The sequence below is a fragment of the Halomonas sp. HP20-15 genome, from assembly GCF_033446685.1.
Taxonomy (GTDB): Bacteria; Pseudomonadota; Gammaproteobacteria; order Pseudomonadales; family Halomonadaceae; genus Modicisalibacter.
Genome location: NZ_JAWQLY010000002.1, coordinates 203656 through 228426 on the forward strand (window position 1 = coordinate 203656; position 24771 = coordinate 228426).

Below are 24771 nucleotides of genomic sequence, written 5' to 3' on the forward strand. Positions count from 1 at the left end.
CGCTGTGCGTAACAGCTTATTGCTGGAGTTGCGCGATATCCGCCACTTCGAGGAACAAGGCTTGTAGCTCGGCGAGTATGGCCAAGCGATTGCGCCTCACGGCGCTGTCATCCGCCATGACCATCACGTCGTCAAAAAACCTGTCCACGGGCTCGCGAAGAGCCGACAGCGCGTCGAGCGCTTCGCTGTAACGAGCCTCTGCGAACAGTGGAGCAACGACACGGCGACGGTCGTTCAGGGCCTCTACAAGCGCTCGCTCGGCGTCCTCGGCGAGCAGCGAGGCATCCACCGACTCAGCGATCTCGTCGGCCTGCTTGGTCAGGATGTTGGAGACGCGCTTGTTGGCGGCCGTCAGAGCGGCGGCCTCCTCGCGTTGGCTGAAGGCATGCACGGCGCGCACGCGGCGCGCGAAGTCCAGCGGCCGTGTGACCGGCCGCGAACGCACCGCAAGATAGACCTCGACGGCGATGCCTTCTTCCTGCGTCCAGGCGCGAAAGCGATCGAGCATGTAGTCGAGCACGTCCTCGGCGAGGCCCGCTGACTGGGGCAGGTCGCGGTGCCGTGCGGCGGCCTGCGTGAGCAGGTCGTGCAGATCGAGATCGAGCTCGGCCTTGATCAGGATATTGAGCACCCCGATCGCCGCCCGGCGCAGGGCGAATGGATCCTTGGCGCCGGTGGGCCGCGCGCCGATGCCGAAGATACCGGTGAGGGTGTCGAGCCGATCGGCCAGCGTCAGTGCCAGGCCGGTCTTGCTTCGAGGCACCTCGTCGCCGGCAAAACGCGGCAGATACTGCTCGTGAATCGCCTGCGCCACTGCCTCGGGCTCGCCGTCGTGGCGGGCGTAGTAGCAGCCCATGATGCCCTGCAGCTCGGGGAACTCGAGCACCATCTCGCTGGTCAGGTCGCACTTGGCGAGCTGTGCGGCGCGTGCGGCATGCTCGACGTCGCCCTCGATGCGCTCGGCGATATAACGGGCGAGGGCTTCGCTGCGCTCGGCCTTGTCGGCCAGGGTGCCCAGCTGCTGCTGGAAGACCACGCTGGCCAGCCCCTCGCGACGCGAGGCCAGGCTGTGCCTGAGATCGGTCTCGTAGAAGAACGCAGCGTCGGCCAGGCGCGGACGGATGACCCGTTCGTTGCCCTCGATTACCCGCTGCGGATCGTGGCTGTCGATATTGGCGATGGTGATGAATCCGGGCTCGAGCTTGCCGGCGGCGTCGAGCAGGTGAAAATACTTCTGGTTGGCCTTCATCGACGAGATCAGGCATTCGGCGGGCACCTCGAGGAAGCGCGCGTCGAAGTTGCCGGCCAGCGCCACCGGCCACTCGACCAGGCCGTTGACCTCGTCGAGCAGGTCCTCATCGATGACTGCGGTGGCCGCCTGGACTTCGGCCTCGGCAAGCACCTGCTCGCGGATCCGTTCGCGCCGGACCTGACGATCGACCAGCACATAGGCGTTTTCCAGAGCGCTCACGTAATCGTCGGCCTGGGGCAGGGCGATGGTGGCCGGGGCGTGAAAGCGGTGGCCGCGCGTCTCGCGACCAGCGCGCAGTCCCAGTACCTCGGCATCGACCACGTCGCGGCCGTAGAGGGTCACCAGCCAGTGCGCCGGGCGCGAGAACTCGATGCGCGAGTCGCCCCAGCGCATGTTCTTGGGCACCGGCAGCCCGGCAACGCTCTGCTGGATGATAGCGGGCAGCAGCTCATCGATCGTTGCGCCGGGCTGCTCGAAGCGATAGCCCAGCCAGATGCCCTTGTCGGTTTCGAGCTGGATGAGCTCATCGACCTGGACGCCGCAGGAGCGGGCGAAGCCCTGGGCGGCCTTGGTCGGCTCGCCATCCTTGTAGGCGGCGGCCAAGGCCGGGCCGCGGCGTTCGATCAGCCGGTCGGGCTGCTTGGCTTCGAGGGCCTGGATCTGTACCGCCAGACGGCGCGGCGTGGCATAGGCCCGGACCGCGCCGAAGCCGACTTCGGCGTCGCGCAGGCCGCCGGCGATACCGTCGGCGAAGGCATCGGCCAGCGAATCGATGGCGCCCGGTGGCAGCTCTTCGACGCCCAGTTCGACCAGTAGGGTGTTGGCAGCCATGCTCAAGCGTCTCCCTTTTCGGCTAGTGGCTCTTCGGCCAGCAGTTCTTGGCGCAGCGGCTCGGGGGCCATCGGGAAGCCCGCGGCCTTGCGCGATTGGTAATAGGCCTGGGCGACATCGCGGGCCATGGTGCGCACGCGCAGGATGTAGCGCTGGCGCTCGGTGACCGAGATGGCGTGGCGGGCGTCGAGCAGGTTGAAGGTGTGCGAGGCCTTGAGCACCATTTCGTAGGCGGGCAGCGGCAGGTTCGCGTCGATCAGCTTGCTGCATTCGCCCTCGAGGTGATCGAAGCTCGCGAACAGCGCCGGGACGTCGGCATGCTCGAAGTTGTAGGCGGACTGCTCGCGCTCGTTTTGCAGGTAGACGTCGCCATAGGTGACTCGCGAACCGTCGGGGGCGATCGCCCAGATCAGGTCGTAGACGCTGTCGACGTCCTGCAGGTACATGGCGATGCGTTCCAGTCCGTAGGTCAGTTCGCCGGTCACCGGGAAGCATTCGATGCCCCCGGCCTGCTGGAAGTAAGTGAACTGGGTCACCTCCATGCCGTTGAGCCAGACTTCCCAGCCCAAGCCCCAGGCGCCCAGCGTGGGCGACTCCCAGTTGTCCTCGACGAAGCGGATGTCGTGGACCAGAGGATCGATGCCGAGCCGCTCCAGCGAGCCGAGGTAGAGGTCCTGAAGGTCGGCCGGCGAGGGCTTCATCACTACCTGGAACTGGTAGTAGTGCTGCAGGCGGTTGGGGTTCTCGCCGTAGCGGCCGTCGGTCGGGCGGCGCGAGGGCTGCACGTAGGCGGCGTTCCAGGTCTCGGGACCGATGGAGCGCAGGAAGGTGGCCGGATGGAAGGTGCCGGCGCCCACTTCCATGTCCAGCGGCTGCATGATCACGCAGCCCTTTTCGGCCCAGTACTGCTGCAGGGCGAGGATCAAACCCTGAAAGGTTGTGACGTCTGGCGTCGACTGTGTCATTGCGGGTCACCGTTGGCCCATGAATTCGCGGACCGCCAAGTATACAATTAGCGGGTAATCGGTTATAGGCACCGCGCCGAATTGCCTGCCCCTGGCCGGGCGGGCCGCAACCACCAAGAGGATTCGCGACATGATCGTAGTGACGGGCGGCGCCGGTTTCATCGGCGCCAATCTGGTGAAGGCGCTCAATGCACGGGGCCGCGACGACGTGCTGGTGGTCGACGACCTGACCGACGGCACCAAGTTCGTCAATCTCGCCGACTGCACTCTCGGCGACTATCTGGACAAGGAAGACTTCCGCATGCGCGTCGAGGCGGCGCTACGCGGTGAGCAAAGCGAGTTGCCGCCGATCGAGGCGATCTTCCACGAGGGCGCCTGTTCGGATACCACCGAATGGGACGGCCAGTTCATGCTCGACAACAACTTCGAGTACTCCAAGGTGCTGCTGGCGTACTGCCAGCACAAGCGTATCCCGTTCCTGTATGCCTCGTCGGCGGCCACCTACGGCGGCAGCGAGGTGTTCGTCGAGGCGCCGGAGCACGAGAAGCCACTCAACGTCTATGGTTACTCGAAGCTGCTGTTCGACCAGTACGTGCGCGCGCGCTGGGACACTTTCACCAGCCAGGTGGTGGGCTTTCGCTACTTCAATGTCTACGGCCCGCGCGAGCAGCACAAGGCCAAGATGGCCAGCGTAGCCTTCCATCATCACAGCCAGGTCAGCCAGGGCCAGAACCCGCGTCTGTTCGGCGCCTGGGAAGGCTACGAGGCCGGCATGCAGAGTCGCGACTTCGTCTACGTCGGCGATGTGGTCGACGTCAATCTGTGGTTCCTCGACAACCCCGAGGTCTCGGGCATCTACAACCTGGGTACTGGCCGCGCCGAGCCGTTCAAGGCGATCGCCGAGACGGTGATCGATTACTACGCAAAAGGCGAAATCGAGTACATCGAGTTCCCCGACGAGCTCAAGGGTCGTTACCAGAGTTATACCCGCGCGGATATTTCGCGGCTGCGCGAGGCGGGCTATACCGCCGAGTTCAAGACCGTCCGCGAGGGTGTGCGCGCCTACCTGGATTGGCTGAATGGCTGAGGCAGCCGCGCCGCGCATCCTGATCGTCGGTCCCTCCTGGGTCGGCGACATGGTCATGGCCCAGAGCCTGCTCATGACGCTCAAGGCGCGCTATCCGGGAGCGACGCTGGGCGTTCTGGCGCCGGCCTGGTCGCAGCCGATCCTGGCGCGCATGCCGGAAGTCGACGAAGCGATCGCCCTCGAAGTTGGGCATGGCGAGTTCGGCTGGCAGGCACGCCGCACACTGGCCCGTTCGCTGCGCGGCCGCTTCGACCGGGCGCTGGTTCTGCCGCGCTCGTGGAAGTCGGCGCTGGTGCCGTTTCTGGCGGGGATTCCCGAGCGCATCGGCTTTACCGGCGAGCAGCGCGTGGTATTGCTGACCCGCCGGCGCAGGCTCGACAAGTCGTCGCTCGACCAGACCGTCAAGCGCTTCGTCTCGTTGGGGCTGGAGGAGGAGCAGGCGGCACGCGGCGATTTCGCCATCCCCCGGCCGCGCCTGCGCGTCGACCCGGACAGCCAGCGGCGTCTTCGCGAGTCGCTCGGTCTGGGTGACGGCCCGGCCATCGGCCTGATGCCCGGCGCCGAATACGGCCCCGCCAAGCAGTGGCCGCTGAGTTACTTCCGCGAACTCGCCGAAGCGCTCACGCAGCGCGGTTACGGGGTCTGGGTACTTGGCGGGCCCAAGGATGGCGATGACGGCGAGCATATCGCCCGCCGGCTCGATGGGGTCGTCAACCTGTGTGGCAGGACGAAGCTGGCAGACGCCGTGGACCTGCTTGCCGCCTGCGAGCAGGTGGTCACCAACGACTCGGGTCTGATGCACGTCGCCGCTGCGGTGGGTACGCGCATCCAGGCCATCTACGGCTCATCGTCGCCGGCCTATACGCCGCCATTGACCGATAACGCCGTCATCCACGACCTCGATCTCGACTGCTCGCCCTGCTTCCAGCGAAGCTGCCCGTTGGGGCACACACACTGTCTCAAGCACATCATGCCCGAGCGGCTGAGCCACGCCATCTCCCGGCGCTGACGACCCGACCTGACTATCTTCGACGCCAGGGCCTGCGCGGTATCGGTGCCGCGCATGAGGCTAACGCGGCGACTCGTCCGAGGGGACCTTCCACAGGCGTTTCTGCAGCGCGTTTTCTGCACGCATACGCGCATTGATCGCCTCGATGCCGTGACGCTCCAGCAGCGTCTGGGCCGGCGACAGCAAGGAGGCGCCGAGCCCGGCGCGGTGGGCGGGCACCTCGAAGCCCATCGCTTCCATCACCGTCGGCAGCACATCGACCATCGACGATTCGCGCTCGATGACTCGTGGTTTGAGGCCATTTCCCAGCATGATCAGGGTGTTCTCGCGCTCCCCGGCGATCAGCGACTGCCAGGCGGAGTTCTTCATCGCCAGGTGATCGCTGGCAATCACCACCAGGGTGTTGTCGAGCAAACCCTCGCGCTCGAGGCGTTCGATGAAGCGACGCGTCAGCCACCCGGTACATTTGATGGAGTAGAGAATGTTCTCGCCATCGAAGCTCCCCTGATTGTCGCGGCAGCTCTGGGCCGGATGACCGTAGGGCGGATGCGCCGACAAGGTGACCGCGAACAGCCCGAAGGGCTCGGGTTGGCGCTGCAGGTTGCGCACCCGCTGGACCGCCATGTCCAATAGCGAGTCGTCGTACAGCCCCCAGCTGTTGAGATAACTGGGATCGTCGAGACGCGGGCTCAATGCCTCGCGGCCGAGCACGGTGTCGAAACCATGCTGCTTATAGAACAGCCCCTTGCCGGCGAATTCGATGCTGGCCCCACCCATGAAGGTCAGGTTGTAGCCGCGCCTGGAGAGCAGGTCGCCGAGACAGTCGACGCCCGGCACCACGTGCTCCAGAGGCTCGAACTGGGAGTCGTGCATCAGCCCGGCGGGCATCAGCGGCGTGCCGCACTGGCTGGAGATCATGCCCGCCGTGGTCCAGCCGGTGTTGGCGATCTGGCGCAGATCATGGAACACCACGCCGCGCCGGCCGAGCATCTCCAGATCATCGTAGACGTCACCGAAGCGCGACTCGTCGGCATAGGTGCCTTCGGTGCTTTCCATGTACAGATAGATCAGGTTGGGCGGGTTCTCGGGCATGGCCTCGATCTGCGGCGGCACGTAGCGGCGCTCCAGCCAGGCGTCATCCTCGGCGACGATCGCCGCGCCCTGCAGGGTGATTCCGAACAGCAGCGGGTTGAACGCCAGCAGGAACAGCACCAGCACGCGCTCGAGTAGCCGCCAGCGTTGATCGACACGCACCAGCCAGGTGAATACGCCGAGCATGACGATCCCGGCCAGGGTATAGATGACCGCGAAGAAGATCCGTTCGCCGCTACCGTTCTCGGCGATTCCCGCCTGCAGGTGAAAGATCACTGCGCCAAGGTCGACCTTGCCGTAGCTATCGGCCAGAAACAGGTAAATCCACCACAATGCCAGCGGCAGCAGCGACCAGGGCCAGGCGCGTGGCCGGACGACCTGATAGGCGGGGGCCCCCCAGCGAAACAGCCAGCCGAGCCCCAGCCATAGGGCCAGGACCGGTAGCGTCCAGAGGTGCGGTAGGCTGAACGCCGTGGTCATGGCGTAGCCGATACAGAGACCCAGGTAGGCGATGGCCCACCAGCGTCCGGCGGGTAAACGGGTAGACATCTGCAAGAATCCTTTCGAGCAACGCTAGGCGCCGACCGGACTTGATGCTGATCTACGGCGATCGGTCAAATCCGACAGATTCCTAGATTAGCAAGCGCGTCACGGGGCTATCATAGCGCTATGTTACCGACGCGGATCGTCCGTGTCGGCGGCACACTCGTTTTCGTAGAGCTCGTTGAGCTTGGCATACTTCATGTAGGCGTGAAACGCCGTGGTCAGGGTGACCGTCATACCGTCGGCGCCCTGGAACAAACCGCCCTTGAACAGCAACTTGCGCAGCGTCGCCGTCAAGGCGTGCAGGGCGGGACGCAGCGGCGAGGGCGTCACGCCGCGTTCCTTCATCGCCCAGGCGTCACGGGTCGAGAGCGCATCGATGCGCTGGATCCAGTGCGACAGGCTGGCATACGTGAAGTGACGCAGGTGGGCCGAGGTGAGCGTGACGCGGGGCGCCTTGACCGACGAATGAGCCTTCTTGGGCAAATAGCCCGCCGTGGTGCGGTTGTATAGCCGCGTCACCGTATCGGGGTAGAAGCCGGCGGCGCGGATCCAGTGGTGGCCGACGTAGTTCTTGCGCCGGAAGGCGTAGGCTCGGGAAGGATCGTCCAGCGCCAGGCCCTCGATCAGTGCGACCGCATCGTCATCGAGGCGCTCGTCGGCATCGAGGGCGAGAATCCAGTCGTTGCGGGCGAAGGGCACGCCGTAGGCCTTCTGCGGGCCGTCGCCGAGATAGGCCTGGGCGATGACTCGCGCGCCATGTGCTTCGGCGATCGCCACCGTATCGTCTTCACTTAGCGAGTCGACGACGATCACCTCGTCGCAGACACGCTGAAGCGAGCGGATGCAGGCGGCGACGTTGGCGGCCTCGTTGAGGGTGATGACGATGCCGGTGATGGCCATTAGCGGCTCCCCGTGGCGGGCATGGACGGCGTGGCCGGTGTAGGCCACCAGCCGGCGATGGCCTGCGCTGCGGCCTCGATGTCGATGCGGCTCATGTCGGTGGCGCGCTCGTCGGCTGGTGGACTGAAAGCCAGGCGGTGGGCATCGCGGTTACAGGTCTGCCAGCGCAGCGGCGTCGCCGAGCGCTTGGCCGGGTAGAAACCGGCGGTGGGTACGTCCAGGCAACCGGCGATATGCAAGGGCCCGGTGGAGCCGGCGATGAGCAGGTCTGCGGCGCTCAGGCTATGGGCAAAATCGACCAGGTCGTCACGCGGCGGCATGACCTGCGCCGCCACGCCCCGGGCGGCGAGGTCTTCGCACAGGGTGGCGGCGGCAGCGTGCTCGCCGGGCCCCGAAGTGAGCACCCACTCCGCGGGCTTGTCCAGCTGAGCGTCGATGCGCGCGACCAGCGCGGCATAGCGCGCGGGTGTCAGGTTGACCGCCGAGCCCCCGCTGCCGCCGTGAACGAAGCCCCAGCGGCGTCGCACGTCGAGCCCGCATTCGCGGGCCAGACGCTGGCGTTGCTCGGCGCGCACCGCGGTCGGCAGCGGCCAGTAGGGCGGCTCGAGCGCCGGAACCGGCTGGCCGATTTGGCTCAACAATGCCTCGGCGAGTTCGAGATTGTAGCGATACTCGGGGCGCTCCGAGCGCGAGCGGCGCTGGACGATGCGCCGGTTGTAGAACACCTGAGCCCATTTGGTCGCCGGTGCCAGGCGCAGCGCAATGCCGGCCCGCCAGCCCAGCCAACCGATGCGCGGCGTCGAGAACAGCGTCAGCAGGGCATCGAAGCGGCGCTCGCGCAGCCGGGCGAGCAGGGTGCGTTGCGCATCGCGCGGCGCAGCGTCGCCGGGGTCGACGAGCACTTCGTCGACCCATGGGCAGGCCCGGGCCAGGGCGGCGGTATAGCTCGGCACCAGCACGCTGACGTAATTGTCCGGATGGGCTTGCTTGAGGCAGGCCAGAGCGGGCCAGGCGAGCATGAAGTCGCCGAGCTTGTCGTTGCGCACGACCAGCAGTCGCTGGCCCCTGGGCTGTGGCATGTCAACTCCCCGCAGTGGCGCGTCAACGTCGTGGCATGGATTGGTCGCGAATTATACCCGAGCCGGCGATCGCGGGCAGCCGACTCAGCGCTGGCTCACGACCCGTTCATAGCCACGCAGAATCGCCGGCACCGCCTCTTCGGCCTCGAACTTCGCCAGCGAGCGCTGCAGGCGTTCGAGATTGGCGTTCTGCCAGCCCCCCGGTCGGCGCAGCCGGCAACGGTCCAGGTCGATCAGCCATACCGTCTCGTCGGGGGTGATCAGCAGGTTGCGGACATTGAGATCGACGTGGTCGAGCCCGGCGCTGTGGAAGCGGCGAATCGTGGCCCCGACGCGCTCGAGCAGTGCCGGATCGTTATCTTCTAAACAGTCGGCCAGGGCGCGCGCGCCGGCCAGGCGAACGGTGAGCAGGGCGGCGGCGTAAGTGACGCCATGGCGCGTCACTTGAGCGGCCACCGGCCGCGGTACCGGCAGGCCCCGCGCGAACAGCGTCGCGGTAAGGCGCATCTCGCGAAAGGCACGGCTGCGCTCGAGGCCGGTCCAAACGTAACGCGCCTCGCTGAGCCGCGCCGCCATGCCGCCGCGGCGATAATCGCGCAGCACCCATTGCTCGTCGGCCACGGCGATCCTCGCGGCATCGACGAACAGGCTGGTCCCGCGCCCCGGGGCCTGGCCGACCACCGCATCGTGGCGCTGCCAGAAGGCGGCGCTGAACCATGCCGGATCGAACGTCGTCGGACCGCTTGCGGCCGAGTCGCTTCCGCTCGTCGCCGTTTGTGGCGCCATCTTGGGGTCACATAGAATGCCGGCGTCACATAGAATGCCGGCGTCATGTAAAATGAACTGTCTGTCCACATGGAGTGTTGCCAACCGCATGAAGCATCCTCTGCCAGCTCAGCCCGCGCACATTGGCATTCTGCGCCTTTCCGCGTTGGGCGACGTCTGCAATCTGGTGCCCACCGTGCGTGCCCTGCAACGCCAGTGGCCCACCGCCCGCATCACCTGGATCATCGGCAAGACGGAGCACAGTCTACTGGCGGGCCTGTCCGGGGTCGAGTTCGTGGTCTACGACAAGGCGACGGGACTGGCCGGGATGCGTGAGCTCTGGCGACAGCTGGCGCAGACGCGCTTCGATGTGCTGTTGCACATGCAGCAGGCGCTGCGTGCCAGCGTACTGCTGATGGGGCTCAAGAGCGATGTGCGGGTGGGCTACGACAAGGCCCGCGCCAAGGACTGGCAACACTGGTTCACCCACCGCCAGCTCGCGGTTCACGAGCGCGCGCACGTTCTCGAGTCGTTCATGGACTTCGCCCGCCTGCTGGGCGTCGACGATACCCGGCTCGAGTGGGGTCTGCCGATCCCCGACGCCGCGCGCGCCGAGGCGCAGCGGGTGAGCGGCGACGGCGACTACGTGGTGATCAGCCCCTGCGCCAACCCCCGGCTGCGCAACTTTCGCAACTGGTCGGCGCAGGGTTACGCGACGCTGATCGAGCATCTATGGACCCAGCATGGTCTGAAGAGCGTGCTGACCGGCGGCGGCAGCGCCCAGGAGCGCGAGATGGGCGAGCGCATCCGGGCACTTGCCGTCGCCGAATCGGTGATCGACGCCATCGGCGCGAGCTCGCTCAAGGGGCTGCTGGCGCTGATCGACCAGGCCCGGCTGGCCGTCGCCCCGGACTCCGGCCCGGTGCACATGGCCAACGCCCTGGGCACGCCCACCGTCGGGCTCTACGCCACCACCAACCCGGATCGCGCCGCGCCCTACTGTTGGCGCGAACATGTCGTCGATCGCTACTCGGAGGCGGTACGCCGCTATCTGCACAAGGACCCCGCGACGATCCCCTGGGGGCAGCGGGTCCGTCATCCGGACGCCATGGCCCTGATTCGCGCCGAGGACGTGATCGCGCGCGTCGACCAGGTCCTGGCCCTTCCCCGATCCACCGAGACGCTGGAGCCGCGCGATGCAGTTTGACCTGACCGCCCTCGAACGGGCCCGCCTGCTGGTCGTGGGCGATGTGATGCTCGACCGCTACTGGCATGGCGGTACCTCGCGCATCTCGCCGGAGGCGCCGGTGCCGGTAGTGCGCGTCGGCGAGAGCGAGGACCGCCCGGGCGGCGCCGCCAACGTGGCGCTCAACATCGCCTCGCTGGGTGGCCACGTGGCGCTGGCGGGGCTGGTCGGCGACGACGACAACGCCGATTTGCTGAGCGCGCGCCTGGAAGACTCCGATGTGAGCACTCACTTCCAGCGCAGCTCGGCAATACCGACGATTACCAAGCTGCGGGTAATGAGCCGCAGCCAGCAACTGATCCGCCTGGATTTCGAGGACAGCCTGGCCGGCATCGATACCGGCGAGATGCTCGGCCGGGTCGAGGCCGCGCTGCCCGACAGCGACCTGGTGATCCTGTCCGATTACGGCAAGGGCACGCTGGGCCGCGTCGAGGAACTGATCGCACTGATCCGCGCCAGCGGCAAGCGGGTGCTGGTCGACCCCAAGGGTAGCGACTTCCGCCGCTATCGCGGCGCCAGCGTGATTACTCCCAACCTGGGCGAGTTCGAGGCGGTGGTCGGAGTCTGCCACGACGACGCCGAGCTGGCCGTCAAGGGCGAGCGGCTGCGCGCCGAGCTCGAACTGGAGGCGCTGCTGATCACGCGTAGCGAGCGCGGCATGACGCTGATCCGCGCGGATCATGCGCCGCTGCACCTGCCGACTCACGCCCGCGAGGTGTTCGACGTCACCGGCGCCGGCGATACGGTGATCGGCGTGCTGGGGCTGGCGCTGGCCGCGGGCCATGCCTACCCCGAGGCGGTGACCCTGGCCAACCTCGCCGCCGGGCTGGTGGTCGCCAAGCCGGGCACCGCCACGCTATCGGTGGCCGAGCTCTATACCGCCCTGCATGGCGACAAGCTCGCCGAATTCGGCGCCATCGATTCGGCGACGCTGGTCGAGGCGGTACGCGCCGCCCAGGCCCGGGGCGAGCGGGTGGTAATGACCAACGGCTGCTTCGACATCCTGCATGCCGGACACGTCGCCTATCTCGAACAGGCCCGGCGGCTCGGCGACCGGCTGATCGTCGCGGTCAACGACGACGCCTCGGTGGCGCGACTCAAGGGACCGCGCCGACCGATCAACACCCTGGCGCGGCGCATGCAGGTGCTGGCGAGTCTCGCCGCCGTCGACTGGGTCGTCGCCTTCGGCGAGGAAACGCCGGCCCGGCTGATCGAGGCGGTGCTGCCCGACGTGCTGGTCAAGGGCGGCGACTACCGGCCCGAGGAGATCGCCGGCGGCGAGGCGGTGATCGCCAACGGCGGTGAGGTCAAGGTGCTGGGCTTCGAGGATGGCGTCTCGACCACCGCGATGATCGCCACCATCCTCGATCGCGAGCGCTGAGCGTGGCTTCTCGCCACGCATTGGCGCGGCTCGCCTACAGCGGTGTGCTGTATCTGGCCGCGCCGTTGATCTGGCGCCGGGTGTGGCGTGAGTCGGCGCCCACTCACTCGCGCGGCGAACGCCTCGGGCTGATTCCCCGGTGTGTCGACGAACGGCCGTGCATCTGGCTGCATGCGGCATCGCTCGGCGAAGTGGTCACTGCCACGCCGCTGATCCGCGCACTGCTGGCGCGCCATTCCGATTATGCGCTGGTGATCACCACCATGACCGCCACCGGCGCCGAACGCGTCGCCACGCTGTTCGGCGACGCGGTTCATCACCATTTCCTGCCGCTCGACTTTCCCGGCGCCACACGGCGCTTCGTCGATCGTCTGCAGCCGGCGCTGGCGATCATCGCCGAAACCGAGCTGTGGCCCAATCTGCTGCACACCTGCGCGGCTCGCGGGGTGCCGATAGTGATCGCCAACGGCCGCCTCAGTGCCGGCGCCTTCGCCACCTACCGGCGCTTCGCGGCGTTGAGCCGTGACATGCTTGAAACGGTCGCCTGGGTGGGCGCCAAGTCGCGCGAGGACGCCGAGCGCTTTCGCGAACTCGGCTGCCCCGCTTCGCGGGTCGCCGTCACCGGCGCACTCAAGTTCGACATCGAGCTCAATGAGGGCCTCGAAGACGAAAGTGAGCGCTTACGTACCGAGTGGGGCGAGCGGCCGGTGTGGGTCGCCGGCTCGACCCATCCCGGCGAGGATGAAGCGGTGCTCGAGGCCCACGCCCGGCTGCGGGAGCGCTATCCGAATGCCCTGTTGGTGCTGGTGCCGCGTCATCCGCAACGCTTCGATGCGGTCGCCACGCTGTGCCGGTCGCAGGGCTTGGCGATGGCGCGGCATTCGCGCGGCGAGTTGCCGGGGCCGGAAACCGGCATTCTGCTGGGCGACACCATGGGCGAGTTGATGCGCTTCTACGGCGCGGCGGACGTGGCCTTCGTCGGCGGCTCGCTGGTACCGGTGGGCGGGCACAACCTGCTCGAACCGGCGGCACTCGGCGTGGCGGTTATCAGCGGCCCCTACCTGGACAACCTGCGCGAAATCGCCGATACCCTGGCCGAGGCCGATGCGCGGCGTGAAGTAGCCGATGGTCCGGCGCTGGGTGAGGCGCTGGTCGCGCTGTTCGACGCCCCGGACGAACGTCGTCGCCTGGGCGCGGCGGGCCGGGCGGTGGTCGAGGCCAACCGCGGTGCACTGACGAGGACGCTCGAAAAAGTAAGCACTTACTTGCGTGCCGGTGCCTAGCCAACCCGGCGCCGGCACGCCTTCAGTGCGTAAAGCGCGACACGCCGTCCTCGCCGGCCAGCAACAGCACGTCGGCCGGGCGGCGTGCGAACAGGCCATTGGTGACCACGCCGACGATGTTGTTGAGCTCGCTTTCGGTGTGACGCGGATCCTCGAGCATCAAGCCATGGCAATCGAGAATCTGGTTGCCGTTGTCGGTAACCACGCCGTCGCGGTAGATCGGATTAAAGCCGAGCTTGACCAGTTCCCGCGCGACATAGGAGCGCGCCATGGGGATCACCTCGATGGGCAGCGGAAAGCCGCCGAGCAATTGAACGCGCTTGGAGGCGTCGGCGATGCACACGAAGCGCTCGGCACAGGCGGCGATGATCTTCTCGCGGGTCAACGCGCCGCCACCGCCCTTGATCATCTGCAAGTGATGGTTGATCTCGTCGGCACCGTCGATATAGACCGGCACGCTGCCCACATGGTTGAGTTCGAAGACCTCGATGCCGTTCGCCTTGAGGCGTGCGGTGGTCGCCTGTGAGCTGGCGACGGCGCCCCTGAACAGATGGCGCGAGCCGGCCAGCAGGTCGATGAACCGGTTGACCGTCGAGCCGGTGCCGATACCGATTACCGCATCCGCTAGCAGTAGCGGCTTGATATCGTCGATCGCCGCCGCGGCGGCGGCCTGCTTGAGTTCGTCCTGGGTCATGGTAAGGCTCGTTGGTCGATGGCAAGTTCGATCATTATAGGCCAGCGAGGAGCCGCTGTAGATGCCGCCAGGCGCGGCGTGACGGGCAACGACGGCGGTCTTTAGCTGGACGCCGAGGCGCCGCGTCTGCTACCAATAGGGGCTTTCCCGACCGGATGCAACGCCCACGCGACGCGGCCCATGCGACGTGCGACTCAGGACTCCAGGATGCTCGAAGACACCGTCAAGAAGATACTCCAGGCCCGCGTTTACGAAGCGGCCCGCGAAACCCCGCTCTCGCCCGCGCATTTCCTGTCCCGCCGTCTCAACAACCAGATTCTGATCAAGCGCGAAGACCTGCAGCCGGTCTATTCCTTCAAGGTGCGCGGCGCCTACAATAAGATGGTGCAGCTTACCGAGGAGCAGAAGGCCAAGGGCGTGATCGCCGCCTCGGCCGGCAACCATGCCCAGGGACTGGCGCTGGCGGCCAAGCAGCTAGGCGTCAAGGCGGTGATCGTGATGCCGCGCATCACCCCGGAGATCAAGGTCCAGGCGGTGCGTGCCCGGGGCGCCAAGGTGGTGTTGCGCGGCGACGCCTTCGGCGAGGCACTGGCCCATGCCCGCGAATTGATCGAGGCGCACGGCTACACCTACATCCCGCCGTTCGACGATATCGACGTGATCGCCGGCCAAGGCACCGTGGGCATGGAGATCCTGCGTCAGCAACCCGGGCGGCTCGACGCGATCTTCGTGCCGGTGGGCGGCGGCGGGCTGATCGCCGGCATCGCCGCCTACGTCAAGTATCTGCGTCCCGAGATCAAGGTGTTCGGTGTCGAGAGCGAGGACAGTGCCTGCCTCAAGGCCGCCCTGGAGGCCGGCGAACGGGTCACCCTGGATCAGGTCGGGGTGTTCGCCGAGGGTGTCGCGGTGGCGCAGATCGGCGAGGTGCCGTTCGCGGTGATGCGCGACCTGGTCGATGGGGTGATCACCGTCACCACCGACGAGATGTGTGCGGCGGTCAAGGACACCTTCGAGGATACCCGCGCGGTGGCCGAAACCTCCGGCGCGCTGGCGCTGGCCGGGCTCAAGAAGTACGTCCAGCAGAGCGGCGCCGAAGGCGAGACGCTGGTCTGCATCAACTCCGGCGCCAACACCAACTTCGATCGTCTCCAGCACATCGCCGAGCGCACCGAGCTCGGCGAGCAGCGCGAGGCGATCCTGGCGGTGACCATCCCCGAGCGTCCGGGCAGCTTCAAGAAGTTCTGCCGGACCCTCGGCAAGCGCATGGTCACCGAGTTCAACTACCGCTACGCCGATGCCGACAGCGCGCACATCTTCGTCGGCGTGCAGGTCAAGCCGGGCGGCGAGGATCGTCGGGCGGTGGCCGACAAGCTGCGCGAGGCGGGCTATCCGGTGGAGGACCTGACCGACAACGAACTGGCCAAGCTGCACATTCGCCATCTCGGTGGCGGCCGGCCCAAGGAACGCTTCGAGGAGGAAGTCTACCGCTTCGAGTTTCCCGAGCGCCCCGGCGCGCTGATGAACTTTCTTACCCATCTTCCGGCCGACTGGAACATTTCACTGTTTCACTACCGTAATCATGGCGCTGCCTACGGTCGTGTATTGGTTGGCATGCAGGTTCCCAACGGCGATCGCTATCATGTCGAAGAGTATTTCGAGAAGATTGGTTATCGTTACTGGAAGGAAACCGAGAACGTTGCCTACCGGCTGTTCATGGAATAACGCGAGTTTTATCGTCCAATTCAGGTGAGTGGCCACTCGCTAACCTGTAACCCCTTGTAAACAGGGGGCTCTGTTAATTGGCGTTTGCGAGCTGACTATTGTCATTCTTTTATCGTAGCCCTATAGTCGGGGCGTTATTTGGGTGCAGTATTATTAATACGATAAATCTCGGAGTAGTCATGAAACGCAAGCCCGACCTGGTCATGGCGCTGGTATTGATCTTCGGTCTGGGGGTAGTCGCCACCGGCTACGCGCAGACACTGATCGGTACCTGATTTGCCAGACGGGCCAGTACCGTGAGCCTGCCAAGAACCGCCAGGGGCCTTTGCCGCTGGCGGTTTTTTAATGGCGGTTCGTTAATGCTGGTGACGTTGCGGGCGCACTATCCGGCGGTCGCTGACGATGGCGTCGAGCGGTACGTCCCAGCCGGCGAACGGCAGGCGCTCGACATGCTGGCAGTCGTGAGCGACGCCGATCAGGCGAGGGCGCGGCCCGCGCTGGCGGGTGAAGGCAAAGCTGCGATCGTAGAAGCCACCGCCCATCCCCAGCCGGTTGCCCAAATCGTCGAAGCCGACCAGCGGCAGCAGCACCAGATCGAGCGCCCAGGGCGGCGACTGGCGGGCACGGTGAGCGCCATGACGGGTATCGGGCTCGCGAATGCCGAAGCGGTTGCGGGTCATCGGCGTGGCGGCGTGATAGTGCACGAACCATAGCCGGTTCTCGGCCAGCGGGCGTAGCACCGGCAGGTAGGCACGCGCACCGCGCCGGCGCAGCCAGCGCAACAGCGGGGTGGCGTCGATTTCGCCGTCGTTGGGCAGATAGAGCGCCACCCGTCGGGCGCGCTGGACTTCCGGCAGGCCTCGCAACCGGCGGCATAACGCCTCGGTGGCCTGACGCTGCTGGGCCCTCGTCAGCGCGCGACGGCGCTGGCGCAGGGAGCGTCTCAGCGCCTTGCGCTGATCGTTGAGAAGCTGCGGGTCAGACACGGGCTGGCCATGAATGGCTGAAAAGGGGGTTCCCCAGAGTGCCGTTGTCGTTCTGGCCCTTGAACCCACTGGTTCAAGGTGGGTGGCCGCAGACAGACCGTCAGGCTTTCCGTCGCACGGACATGCACACGGGTCTGTCTAGCAATTGGCCCCCTGGGTACTGCGCATAGGCTCGAGGGACGTCAACGACTGACGTACACCCCAGGGAACGCATTCATCGTAACAGAGCTGGGGGCATGGCCAAAGGGCTGTTTTGTCGACTCGCGGCGCTCGCCCATCGGCTCAGCGCTTGGGAATCTCGCCGAGCGCGCGCTCCAGGCGCTGGCTGAGCGCGGCCAGGCTATCCTCGCCGGCGCGCTTCTCGTCCTGCACCTGAAGCAGCTCGTGGGTGATGTTGAGCGCGGCCATGATGGCGATCTTCTCGGCATCGAGCACCTTGCCGCGGGAGTGGATGCCGTGCATCGCGCGGTCCAGGTAACGGGCGGTGCGCTTGAGCTCGGCCTCTTCGTCGGGCGGGCAGGCAATGACGTAAGAGCGTCCCAGCAGGGTGATCTCGGTGGTCGACCGTGCGTCGTCGCTCATGGCAGGCTCCAGGCGCGGGCCAATAAGCGGCCCGTACGATAAGATGAACTCAGGTTTCGAGCCACTATAGAGAGGCCCCGACGGCCGGTCAACGCGCCGCTCCGGCCCGCTGCGACCGTCGCGGGCGCCTCCCCAACCGCCATTTATGGAAGCTCATGTCTATCATCAACGATCAGCTCGATTTCTCCACGGTCGCCGATGTCTTTCTGGTCCACGGCAGCCTGCAGTCGCCGGCGTTCCTGGATGGCCAGCTGAGCGCCGCCCTGGCGCTCCACGACATCCCCGCCGAGTCCTGGCTGGAGACGGTATGCCTGGCCATGGGGGTCGAACAACCCCATGACCGCGAATCCGGCGAGGTATTGCTGGCCTGGCGCCGCCAGGCACTGGAGGCGCTCTCCGCCGCCGATCTCAATTTCGAACCGCTGCTGCCCGACGAACTGTTCTCGCTCGCCGAGCGCGCCCGCGGCCTGCGCGAGTGGACGCTGGGTTTTCTCGAGGTGGTCAACGAGGTCGGCGGTGAAACCCGCGACGCCTGGTCGGCCAACCTGCGCGAGGCGATCGAGGACCTGGAGACCCTGGCCGGACTCGACGAACTGGCCCTCGACGACAGCCCCGAGAACGAGAACGACCTGTTCACGCTCACCGAGCACGCGCGGATGGCGGCGATGCTGCTGTACACCGAACAGCACCCTGCCAGCCCGCAGGTCGAACAGGGCGACACCCCGCCACCCACCCAATGATCGAGCGTCGATGACGCAATGAAAGGAGCGCGCATGGCACCCGACACACTGACCTACTCATCATCGCCCCGCCCGCCGGCCATCGGGCTCGACGAATACCGCCGGCGGCGCCAGGCGCTGATGGCTGCGCTGCCGGCGTCGAGCGCGGTACTGATGCCGGCTGCGACGCTGGTCACGCGCAGCAACGACAGCGAATATACCTTCCGCCAGGACAGCGACTTCCACTACCTGTGCGGCTTTCCCGAGCCCGACGCGCTGCTGCTGCTGTTGCCCGGCCGCGAGGAGGGCGAGGCGATCCTGTTCTGCCCCGACAAGGACCCTACCCAGGAAGCCTGGACCGGCATCCGGGTCGGCGCCGAGGCGGCGGTCGAACGCTATGGCGTCGATCAGGCCTTCGCCAACAGCGAGCGCGACGAGCGTCTGGCGGGGTTGCTCGATGGCCGGCATAGCCTCTACCTGCCGCTCGGCGACGACTGTGCGATGGCGCTCGCCGACGAGGCGCGCCAGCAGTTGCTGGCACGCGCGCGTCAGGGCGCGCGTGCCCCTCAGGCGCTGGTCGACGTCGCGCCGCTGATTCATGAACAGCGCCTGATCAAGAGCGATGCCGAGCTCGAACTGATGCGCCACGCCGCACGCATCTCCGCCCGGGCGCATGTGCGTGCGATGCGCAGCGCCCGGCCCGGGCTCGCCGAATACCAGCTGCAGGCCGAGCTCGAGCACGAGTTCCAATGGCACGGCGCTCGCGCCCCGGCCTACAGCACCATCGTCGGCGGTGGCGCCAACGCCTGTGTACTGCATTACATCGAGAACGCCGCAATCCTCGACGACAGCGATCTGGTGCTGATCGACGCCGGTGCCGAATTCGAGCTGTATGCCGGCGACATTACCCGCACCTTTCCGGTCAACGGCCGCTTCAGCGACACCCAGCGCAGCGTCTACGAAATCGTGCTCAGCGCTCAGATACGCGCCGTCGAGGCCGTACGTCCCGGGGTGACGCTCGGCGAGATCCATCGCGGCGTGGTCCGCGACCTGACCCACGGCCTGATCGAGCTGGGACTGCTCGAGGGTGAGCTCGACGCGCGCATCGACGACGAAAGCTACCGGCGCTTCTACCTGCACTCGACCTCCCACTGGCTGGGGCTCGACGTGCACGACGTCGGCGGCGCGCGTCGCGATGGCGAGCCGCGCCAGCTCGAGCCGGGAATGGTGCTCACCGTCGAGCCCGGGCTGTACATTCCGGCCGACGACGACATTCCGGCGACCCTGCGCGGCATCGGCATTCGCATCGAGGACGACGTGGCGGTCACCGCCACCGGCCATGAGGTGCTGACAACTGATGTGCCCAAGCGGGTCGAGGAGATCGAGGCGTTGATGGTCGATTCTTGACCACTCGCGAGTGCGCGATTTTTAACCATACGTAATTTACGTAAAGCGCTGCCGTAGGCTCGCACTGCAGGACGCGCTACAGGAGCTACAGGACATTAGGGAGAGTCCATGGGCGTAACCACGGTAGATATCGCCATCGTCGGCGGCGGACTGGTCGGCGCGAGCCTGGGCTGTGCGCTGGCTCCGCTGATCGAGCGCCATGGCCTCAGGGTGGCGGTGATCGAGGCGGCGCCGCTGGCGACGCCCTCCAGATCGGACCTGCTCGAGGCCTACCAGCCCAGCTTCGACGTGCGTGCCAGTGCCATCGCACTGGGCTCGCGCTGGCACTTCGAGGCGCTGGGGGTGTGGCCGGACCTGGCCCGCGAGGCCACGGCCATCGAGACCATCCACGTCAGCGAGCGTGGCCGACTGGGGGCGACCCGGCTGACGGCCCGCGAGATGCAAGCCGAGGCGCTGGGTTACGTAATGCCCAACGCCTGGATGGGCCGCGTGCTGCACGCGCGGCTGGGCGAACTCGAACTCGACTGGCAGTGCCCGGCGCGGGTCGAGTCGATCGCCCCGCAGTCCGACGGGCACCGTCTGGCGCTGTCCAACGGCGAAACCCTCGACGCCGGGTTGACCGTGCTCGCCGACGGCAGTCGCTCGGGACTCAAGGAGCGCCTGGGGATCGCCAGCCAGACGACCCCCTACGAGCAGAGCGCGCTGATCGCCACCCTCGAGGTCAGCCGGCCGCATCGCGGCGTGGCCTTCGAGCGCTTCGCGCCGGATGGTCCGCTGGCGCTGCTGCCGCTCACGGGCAACCGCATGGAGCTGATCTGGACTCATGAGCAGGGCCGCGAACAGGCGACCCTGGCGCTCGACGACGCGGCCTTCCTGGCGCGCCTGCAGGCGGCGTTCGGCGAGCGGGTCGGGCGCTTTCGCCGGGTCGGTGAGCGTCACGTCTATCCGCTGTCGCTGGTTACCGCGCAGGAAACCGCGCGTCCGGGACTCGCGGTGCTGGGCAATGCCGCCCACTCGCTGCATCCGGTCGCCGGCCAAGGCTTCAACCTGGCGCTGCGTGGGGTGATGGACCTGGTGACGGCGCTCGAGGCGGGGCTGGCGAATGGCCAGGGTCCGGGCGAGATGCGCGTCATGCAGGATTTCGAGGCGCGCCGCGAGCGCGACCGCCACAACGTGATCCGCTTCAGCGACGGCCTGATCCGGCTGTTCGGCCTCGATCATCCGCTGCTCTCCCACGCCCGTGCGGCGGGTCTGACGGGGCTCAATCTCGCCGGGCCGCTGCGCCGGACATTGGCGCGCCGAGCGATGGGCATCGAACGTTAAGGTTGCCGGCAACGGTCACATGGCAAAGGACAACGACTCATGACAGACAGCGATGTCTCGGCGGATCGACAAGCTCCGCCGCGAGATACGGATTTCACCGCGGAGGTGATCGTCGTCGGCGGCGGCCTGGTCGGCGCCACGCTGGCGTTGCTGCTCGGCGAGGCGGGCGTCGCCGTGCGCGTGCTCGAGACCCGGGCGCAGCCGCTCGATGGCGAGGCGGTCGGCAAGGGTCCGCCGGCGGCGCGGGTCAGCGCGCTGACGCCGGTCAGTGAGCGCTTACTCAACAATCTCGGCGTCTGGGCAGCGATCGCCGGACGACGCATCACGCCCTATACCGGCATGCAGGTATGGGAGGCGGAAGGCAGCGGCGAGATCCGCTTCCATGCCGACGAGGTGGGGGTCGCGACGCTGGGGCACATCGTCGAGAACGAGGTGGTGCTCGCCGCGCTGGAAGCGCGCCTGCAGGCGTTGCCCTCGGTGCGCATCGATTACGGCGTACGGCTACGGGCCTTGCAGAGTCCGGCCAGTGGCCGCCGGCTGATACTCGACGATGGCCGCCAGTTGCAGGCGCCGCTGGTGGTGGCCGCCGACGGGGCGCGCTCGCAGTTGCGCGAGCTGGCCGAGATCGAGGTGCGCGAACGCGACACCGGCCAGGCGGCGCTGGTCACCACGGTGCGTTGCGAGCGGTCACACGGCGGCGTCGCGCGCCAGGTGTTCCGGGCCGACGGACCGCTGGCGTTTTTGCCGCTGACGGTGGATGGCGATGCGCATTACTGCTCGATCGTCTGGTCGACGACGCCGGACGAGGCCAAGCGCCTCGCCGCGCTGCCCGACGAGGCATTGGCGACGGCGCTGGGCGAGGCCTTCGAGCAACGCCTGGGCCGCGTGACGGTGACCGGCGTCACGGCGCGCTTTCCGCTGACCCAGCGTCACGCCGCGCATTACGTCGAGCCTGGGCTGGCGCTGATCGGCGATGCCGCGCACAACATCCATCCGCTGGCCGGGCAAGGCGTCAACCTAGGGCTGATGGACGCCGCGGTACTGGCCGAGGAGCTGCTCGCGGCACGCCGCCGCGGCGCCGGCATGGGCGACGTGCGCATCCTGTCGCGCTATGAACGCCGCCGGCGCGGCGACAACGGCCTGATGCTGGCGCTGATGGACGGTTTCAGGGTGCTGTTCGGCGCCCAAGCCCCGGCGCTGCGGCTACTGCGCAACGTGGGGCTGAGCGGGGCCGACCGGCTGGTGCCGGTCAAGCGGCTGATGATGCGCCAGGCGATCGGCGAACGCGGGCGGCTACCGGCGCGCTGCCGCTAGCCGCCGCCGCTGCGGCTAGCCGGAGGGCGCTTCGCCCGACGCGTCCTCGGTCCGGGCGGACCGCCGCTCGAGCACGTTGAGCGCCTTGAGCAGGTTGAGCGCCTCGCCGAGCTGGTAATCCTGCACCGGCTGGCTGGACTCGCTGTCCTGCGGCGCGCTGCCGTTGGGGTTGGCCAGTCGCCCGGCGAGATCCGATTCGCGCAGGCCGAAGTCGTTGCCTTCGGCGATCTCGAGCCGGCCGCGCACCACCTCGACATCGGGGGCGATGCCCTGGGCCTGGATCGAGCGACCGCTGGGCGTGTAATAGAGCGCCGTGGTCAGCTTGAGGCCGTCGCCGTTGCCCAGCGGCATGACCTGCTGGACCGAACCCTTGCCGAAACTCTGGGTGCCCATCACCACCGCCCGGCTCTGATCCTGCAGGGCGCCGGCGACGATCTCTGCCGCCGAGGCGCTGCCGCCGTTGATCAACACCACCATCGGCACGTCGGTCAGGGCGCCATCGGCATGCGCCGTGAAGCGCATGTCGCTGTCGGGCAGGCGGCCCTCGGTATACACGATCAGGCCGCTGTCGAGAAAGGCATCGGCGACTTCGACGGCGCTGTCCAGGACCCCGCCGGGGTTGTTGCGCAAGTCGAGTATCAACCCCTTCAACTGGCCTTTCTGCTTGAGCGCGGCCAGCGCGTCCTTGACCTGCTCGCCGGTGCGGCTCTGGAACTGGCTGATGCGCAGGTAACCGTAGCCGGGTTCGAGCATCTCGTGCTTGACGCTGTCGCTGCGGATGATCTGACGGGTCAGCGTCAGCGTACGCGGCGAGCTTTCGCCCTCGCGCAGGATGGTCATCTGGATCTCGGTGCCGGCATCGCCGCGCATCAGCGTCACGGCTTCCTGCAGCGACATGCCCTCGGTAGGCGTCTCGTCGATGCGCAGGATCGTGTCGCGGGGCTGGAGCCCGGCGGCTGCGGCCGGGGTGTCGTCGAGCGGCGCGATCACCGTCAACTGGCCATCCTGCATGCCGACCTCGATGCCCACGCCGCCGAACTCGCCCTCGGTGGACTCGCGCAGGGCCTCGAAATCCTCGCTGTTGAGATAGCTGGAGTGCGGGTCGAGCTCGCTGAGCATGCCGCGCATGGCGTTGCGCATCAGCGTGCTGTCGTCGACCTCCTCGACATAGGCGCGCTTGATGCGCTCGAAGACCTCGGCGAAGGTCTGGACATCGGCCACCGGCAGGTCGTCGTCGGGCGCCTCGGGGGCGGCCAGCGTCGGCGTCGTAAAAGAAATGAGAAGGACTGGCAGCAGCCAGCGAAGACAATGAACGCGCATGCTTACTCCGGGTCGCGTCGGGCGAGGGTTCAGCATAGCGTTAGCGGCGGGGCCAGTGCTACCCGCGTCAGCGCTGGCTGATCCAGCGTCGCGGGTCGATCGGCTCGCCATCCTTGCGTATCTCGAAATACAGCGCCGGGGCGCTGCGCCCGCCGCTGGCGCCGACGGCGGCAATCGTCTGATCGTTGGCGACACGGGCGCCGACCGCGACGTCGAAACGCTGGACGTGCGCGTAGAGCGACATCACGTCGTCGCCGTGGTCGATGATCAACAGGTTGCCGAAGCCGCGCATCCAGTCGGCGAACACCACGCGCCCGGCATGGATCGCCTTGATCGGCGTGCCGGCGGCGGCGGCGATCACCAGGCCGTTGCGGTTGACGCCCTCGCCGCTGCCGTAGGCCGAGACGATCCGGCCCTGCACCGGCCAGGGCAGGTCGCCCTGGGTCTTGTCGATGGCGGTGGAGGGCGGCGGTTGCTCGAGCCGCTTGAGCGCTTCACGGATGCCCGCGAGCCGCTTCTCGGCCTCTTGGCGCGCGCTCGCCAGCGCTTGCTGGCGGCTGTGCTCGTCACCGTAGCGCGCATCGAGCTTGGCGAGCAGCTTTTCGCGCTCCTGCGCCTCGCGGTTCAGAGCTTCGCGCTGCTCGGCGACGTCGGCGGCCAGCTTGGCGAGGCGCTGCCGGCGTTTATCGAGCGCGCTGCGGGTCTCGGCGAGCTGGGCGTCGAGCCGCGCCAGTTCGTCGAGCTGGCGGGCCCGGGCCCGGGAGAGATGGTTGAGGTAGGTCTGCAGGCGATCGAGCCGCCCCGGCTCGTCCTGGTTGAGCAATAGTTTCAACTGCGGCGAGTCGCCGAGCCGGTAGAGCGCGTCGAGCTGCTTCGACAGGGCCGCGAGCTGTTCGCGGCGACGCTCGCGAAGCGCCTGCCGGCGGCTCTCGAGTTCGGCGATCTCGCCATCCAGCTGACGTTGCTCGCCTTCCAGCGAAGCCAGCCGCCGGTGCAGTTCGGCGAGCCGGGTCTCCACCTTGGCGAGCGCCTCGCTGGCGGTGCTGCGCGCTTCGCGAGTCGCCGCCAGGCGTCGGTTGAGCGCCTCGAGATCCTTGCCGAGCGCATCGACACGCGCTTTTGCGGCCTGGGCGTCGGCTTGACTGGCGGGCTGCGCCGCCGCCGATTCGCGCAGGCCGCCTGCCAGCAACGTGGCGCCGACCACCAGGGCCAGCGCCACGTTGCACAAGACGCGGACGATGCCGCTCAGCGTGCCGACAGCCACCCGC

At 67.4% G+C, this 24771-nt stretch carries 21 protein-coding genes and 1 other RNA gene; 10 read left to right on the plus strand and 12 right to left on the minus strand.

What is annotated here, in order from left to right; all coding sequences use genetic code 11:
• Positions 1-16: 16 nt before the first annotated feature.
• Together glyS and glyQ are read right to left on the minus strand one after the other, a co-directional pair.
• Positions 17-2083, minus strand: a complete 2067-nt coding sequence (glyS, locus tag R6258_RS03295) for a glycine--tRNA ligase subunit beta (protein ID WP_318447353.1) — start codon at positions 2081-2083, stop codon at positions 17-19.
• A gap of 2 nt (positions 2084-2085) precedes the next feature.
• Positions 2086-3048, minus strand: a complete 963-nt coding sequence (gene glyQ, locus R6258_RS03300) for a glycine--tRNA ligase subunit alpha (RefSeq protein WP_318447355.1) — start codon at positions 3046-3048, stop codon at positions 2086-2088.
• A 130-nt stretch (positions 3049-3178) separates the two neighbouring features.
• Between glyQ and rfaD the strand changes: the two genes are divergently transcribed.
• Together rfaD and waaF are read left to right on the plus strand one after the other, a co-directional pair.
• The gene (gene rfaD, locus R6258_RS03305; RefSeq protein WP_318447358.1) at positions 3179-4135 is read left to right on the plus strand and encodes an ADP-glyceromanno-heptose 6-epimerase; all 957 of its coding nucleotides are present in this window, start codon (positions 3179-3181) and stop codon (positions 4133-4135) included.
• Positions 4128-5144 carry a lipopolysaccharide heptosyltransferase II gene (waaF, locus tag R6258_RS03310; RefSeq protein ID WP_318447362.1) on the plus strand — a complete coding sequence of 339 codons (1017 nt, stop codon included), beginning with the start codon at positions 4128-4130 and terminating at the stop codon, positions 5142-5144. Before rfaD ends, waaF begins: the two co-directional genes overlap by 8 nt.
• A gap of 60 nt (positions 5145-5204) precedes the next feature.
• On the opposite strand, the gene R6258_RS03315 is transcribed toward waaF, so the two are convergent.
• The 4 genes from R6258_RS03315 to R6258_RS03330 form a co-directional block, all read right to left on the minus strand.
• Positions 5205-6785 carry a sulfatase-like hydrolase/transferase gene (locus R6258_RS03315; RefSeq protein ID WP_318447364.1) on the minus strand — a complete coding sequence of 527 codons (1581 nt, stop codon included), beginning with the start codon at positions 6783-6785 and terminating at the stop codon, positions 5205-5207.
• A gap of 123 nt (positions 6786-6908) precedes the next feature.
• Entirely contained in the window at positions 6909-7682 is a 774-nt protein-coding gene (locus R6258_RS03320; RefSeq protein ID WP_318447366.1) for a glycosyltransferase family 2 protein, read from the minus strand.
• Positions 7682-8761 carry a glycosyltransferase family 9 protein gene (locus R6258_RS03325; RefSeq protein WP_318447370.1) on the minus strand — a complete coding sequence of 360 codons (1080 nt, stop codon included), beginning with the start codon at positions 8759-8761 and terminating at the stop codon, positions 7682-7684. The genes R6258_RS03320 and R6258_RS03325 overlap by 1 nt, the downstream gene beginning before the upstream one ends.
• Before the next feature lie 84 nt (positions 8762-8845).
• A complete protein-coding gene (locus R6258_RS03330; RefSeq protein ID WP_318447372.1) occupies positions 8846-9637 on the minus strand; it encodes a 3-deoxy-D-manno-octulosonic acid kinase in 792 nt (263 codons plus the stop codon).
• Between R6258_RS03330 and R6258_RS03335 the strand changes: the two genes are divergently transcribed.
• The 3 genes from R6258_RS03335 to waaA are packed head-to-tail and all read left to right on the plus strand — an operon-like array spanning position 9636 to position 13436.
• Positions 9636-10733 carry a glycosyltransferase family 9 protein gene (locus R6258_RS03335; protein WP_318447375.1) on the plus strand — a complete coding sequence of 366 codons (1098 nt, stop codon included), beginning with the start codon at positions 9636-9638 and terminating at the stop codon, positions 10731-10733. The genes R6258_RS03330 and R6258_RS03335 overlap by 2 nt on opposite strands.
• Positions 10723-12153, plus strand: a complete 1431-nt coding sequence (hldE, locus tag R6258_RS03340; protein WP_318447376.1) for a bifunctional D-glycero-beta-D-manno-heptose-7-phosphate kinase/D-glycero-beta-D-manno-heptose 1-phosphate adenylyltransferase HldE — start codon at positions 10723-10725, stop codon at positions 12151-12153. Before R6258_RS03335 ends, hldE begins: the two co-directional genes overlap by 11 nt.
• Positions 12154-12155: 2 nt before the next feature.
• A complete protein-coding gene (gene waaA, locus R6258_RS03345; RefSeq protein WP_318447379.1) occupies positions 12156-13436 on the plus strand; it encodes a lipid IV(A) 3-deoxy-D-manno-octulosonic acid transferase in 1281 nt (426 codons plus the stop codon).
• 22 nt (positions 13437-13458) lie between these two features.
• Here the strand turns inward: waaA and rpiA are convergent, their stop codons facing one another.
• Positions 13459-14130 (minus strand): ribose-5-phosphate isomerase RpiA, encoded by a 672-nt coding sequence (gene rpiA, locus R6258_RS03350; RefSeq protein WP_318447382.1) that lies wholly within the window; start codon positions 14128-14130, stop codon positions 13459-13461.
• Positions 14131-14310: 180 nt separating this feature from the next.
• On the opposite strand from rpiA, the gene ilvA reads away from it, so the two are divergent.
• Positions 14311-15852: a threonine ammonia-lyase, biosynthetic gene (gene ilvA, locus R6258_RS03355; RefSeq protein WP_318447385.1), complete on the plus strand. Its 1542-nt coding sequence runs from the start codon at positions 14311-14313 to the stop codon at positions 15850-15852.
• Positions 15853-16208: 356 nt separating this feature from the next.
• On the opposite strand, the gene R6258_RS03360 is transcribed toward ilvA, so the two are convergent.
• The 3 genes from R6258_RS03360 to R6258_RS03370 all read right to left on the minus strand — a co-directional run bounded on the left by R6258_RS03360 (position 16209) and on the right by R6258_RS03370 (position 17420).
• Positions 16209-16838 (minus strand): 5-formyltetrahydrofolate cyclo-ligase, encoded by a 630-nt coding sequence (locus R6258_RS03360; protein WP_318447388.1) that lies wholly within the window; start codon positions 16836-16838, stop codon positions 16209-16211.
• 26 nt (positions 16839-16864) lie between these two features.
• Positions 16865-17049, minus strand: a non-coding RNA gene (gene ssrS / locus R6258_RS03365) — 6S RNA.
• A 71-nt stretch (positions 17050-17120) separates the two neighbouring features.
• Entirely contained in the window at positions 17121-17420 is a 300-nt protein-coding gene (locus R6258_RS03370) for a cell division protein ZapA (RefSeq protein WP_318447390.1), read from the minus strand.
• A 155-nt stretch (positions 17421-17575) separates the two neighbouring features.
• On the opposite strand from R6258_RS03370, the gene R6258_RS03375 reads away from it, so the two are divergent.
• The 4 genes from R6258_RS03375 (at position 17576) to R6258_RS03390 (ending at position 22183) form a co-directional block, all read left to right on the plus strand.
• Entirely contained in the window at positions 17576-18160 is a 585-nt protein-coding gene (locus R6258_RS03375; protein ID WP_318447393.1) for a YecA family protein, read from the plus strand.
• 33 nt (positions 18161-18193) lie between these two features.
• Positions 18194-19546 carry a Xaa-Pro aminopeptidase gene (pepP, locus tag R6258_RS03380; RefSeq protein ID WP_318447396.1) on the plus strand — a complete coding sequence of 451 codons (1353 nt, stop codon included), beginning with the start codon at positions 18194-18196 and terminating at the stop codon, positions 19544-19546.
• Positions 19547-19654: 108 nt separating this feature from the next.
• Positions 19655-20869, plus strand: a complete 1215-nt coding sequence (ubiH, locus tag R6258_RS03385) for a 2-octaprenyl-6-methoxyphenyl hydroxylase (protein ID WP_318447398.1) — start codon at positions 19655-19657, stop codon at positions 20867-20869.
• A 39-nt stretch (positions 20870-20908) separates the two neighbouring features.
• The gene (locus tag R6258_RS03390) at positions 20909-22183 is read left to right on the plus strand and encodes a UbiH/UbiF/VisC/COQ6 family ubiquinone biosynthesis hydroxylase (RefSeq protein WP_318447400.1); all 1275 of its coding nucleotides are present in this window, start codon (positions 20909-20911) and stop codon (positions 22181-22183) included.
• 15 nt (positions 22184-22198) lie between these two features.
• On the opposite strand, the gene R6258_RS03395 is transcribed toward R6258_RS03390, so the two are convergent.
• Entirely contained in the window at positions 22199-23503 is a 1305-nt protein-coding gene (locus R6258_RS03395; protein WP_318447403.1) for a S41 family peptidase, read from the minus strand.
• 67 nt (positions 23504-23570) lie between these two features.
• The gene (locus R6258_RS03400; protein WP_318447406.1) at positions 23571-24767 is read right to left on the minus strand and encodes a murein hydrolase activator EnvC family protein; all 1197 of its coding nucleotides are present in this window, start codon (positions 24765-24767) and stop codon (positions 23571-23573) included.
• Positions 24768-24771 lie beyond the last annotated feature (4 nt).

Bases quoted from the DNA above. Each gene is read 5' to 3' on its own strand.
- R6258_RS03330 (WP_318447372.1), bottom strand. From the start codon at position 9,637: ATGCGGTTGGCAACACTCCATGTGGACAGACAGTTCATTTTACATGAC.
- glyQ (WP_318447355.1), bottom strand. From the start codon at position 3,048: ATGACACAGTCGACGCCAGACGTCACAACCTTTCAGGGTTTGATCCTC.
- hldE (WP_318447376.1), top strand. From the start codon at position 10,723: ATGCAGTTTGACCTGACCGCCCTCGAACGGGCCCGCCTGCTGGTCGTG.
- R6258_RS03370 (WP_318447390.1), bottom strand. From the start codon at position 17,420: ATGAGCGACGACGCACGGTCGACCACCGAGATCACCCTGCTGGGACGC.
- R6258_RS03375 (WP_318447393.1), top strand. From the start codon at position 17,576: ATGTCTATCATCAACGATCAGCTCGATTTCTCCACGGTCGCCGATGTC.
- R6258_RS03325 (WP_318447370.1), bottom strand. From the start codon at position 8,761: ATGCCACAGCCCAGGGGCCAGCGACTGCTGGTCGTGCGCAACGACAAG.
- rfaD (WP_318447358.1), top strand. From the start codon at position 3,179: ATGATCGTAGTGACGGGCGGCGCCGGTTTCATCGGCGCCAATCTGGTG.
- R6258_RS03315 (WP_318447364.1), bottom strand. From the start codon at position 6,785: ATGTCTACCCGTTTACCCGCCGGACGCTGGTGGGCCATCGCCTACCTG.
- R6258_RS03335 (WP_318447375.1), top strand. From the start codon at position 9,636: ATGAAGCATCCTCTGCCAGCTCAGCCCGCGCACATTGGCATTCTGCGC.
- pepP (WP_318447396.1), top strand. From the start codon at position 18,194: ATGGCACCCGACACACTGACCTACTCATCATCGCCCCGCCCGCCGGCC.
- R6258_RS03395 (WP_318447403.1), bottom strand. From the start codon at position 23,503: ATGCGCGTTCATTGTCTTCGCTGGCTGCTGCCAGTCCTTCTCATTTCT.
- glyS (WP_318447353.1), bottom strand. From the start codon at position 2,083: ATGGCTGCCAACACCCTACTGGTCGAACTGGGCGTCGAAGAGCTGCCA.
- ilvA (WP_318447385.1), top strand. From the start codon at position 14,311: ATGCGACGTGCGACTCAGGACTCCAGGATGCTCGAAGACACCGTCAAG.
- R6258_RS03320 (WP_318447366.1), bottom strand. From the start codon at position 7,682: ATGGCCATCACCGGCATCGTCATCACCCTCAACGAGGCCGCCAACGTC.
- rpiA (WP_318447382.1), bottom strand. From the start codon at position 14,130: ATGACCCAGGACGAACTCAAGCAGGCCGCCGCCGCGGCGGCGATCGAC.
- ubiH (WP_318447398.1), top strand. From the start codon at position 19,655: ATGGGCGTAACCACGGTAGATATCGCCATCGTCGGCGGCGGACTGGTC.
- waaF (WP_318447362.1), top strand. From the start codon at position 4,128: ATGGCTGAGGCAGCCGCGCCGCGCATCCTGATCGTCGGTCCCTCCTGG.
- R6258_RS03390 (WP_318447400.1), top strand. From the start codon at position 20,909: ATGACAGACAGCGATGTCTCGGCGGATCGACAAGCTCCGCCGCGAGAT.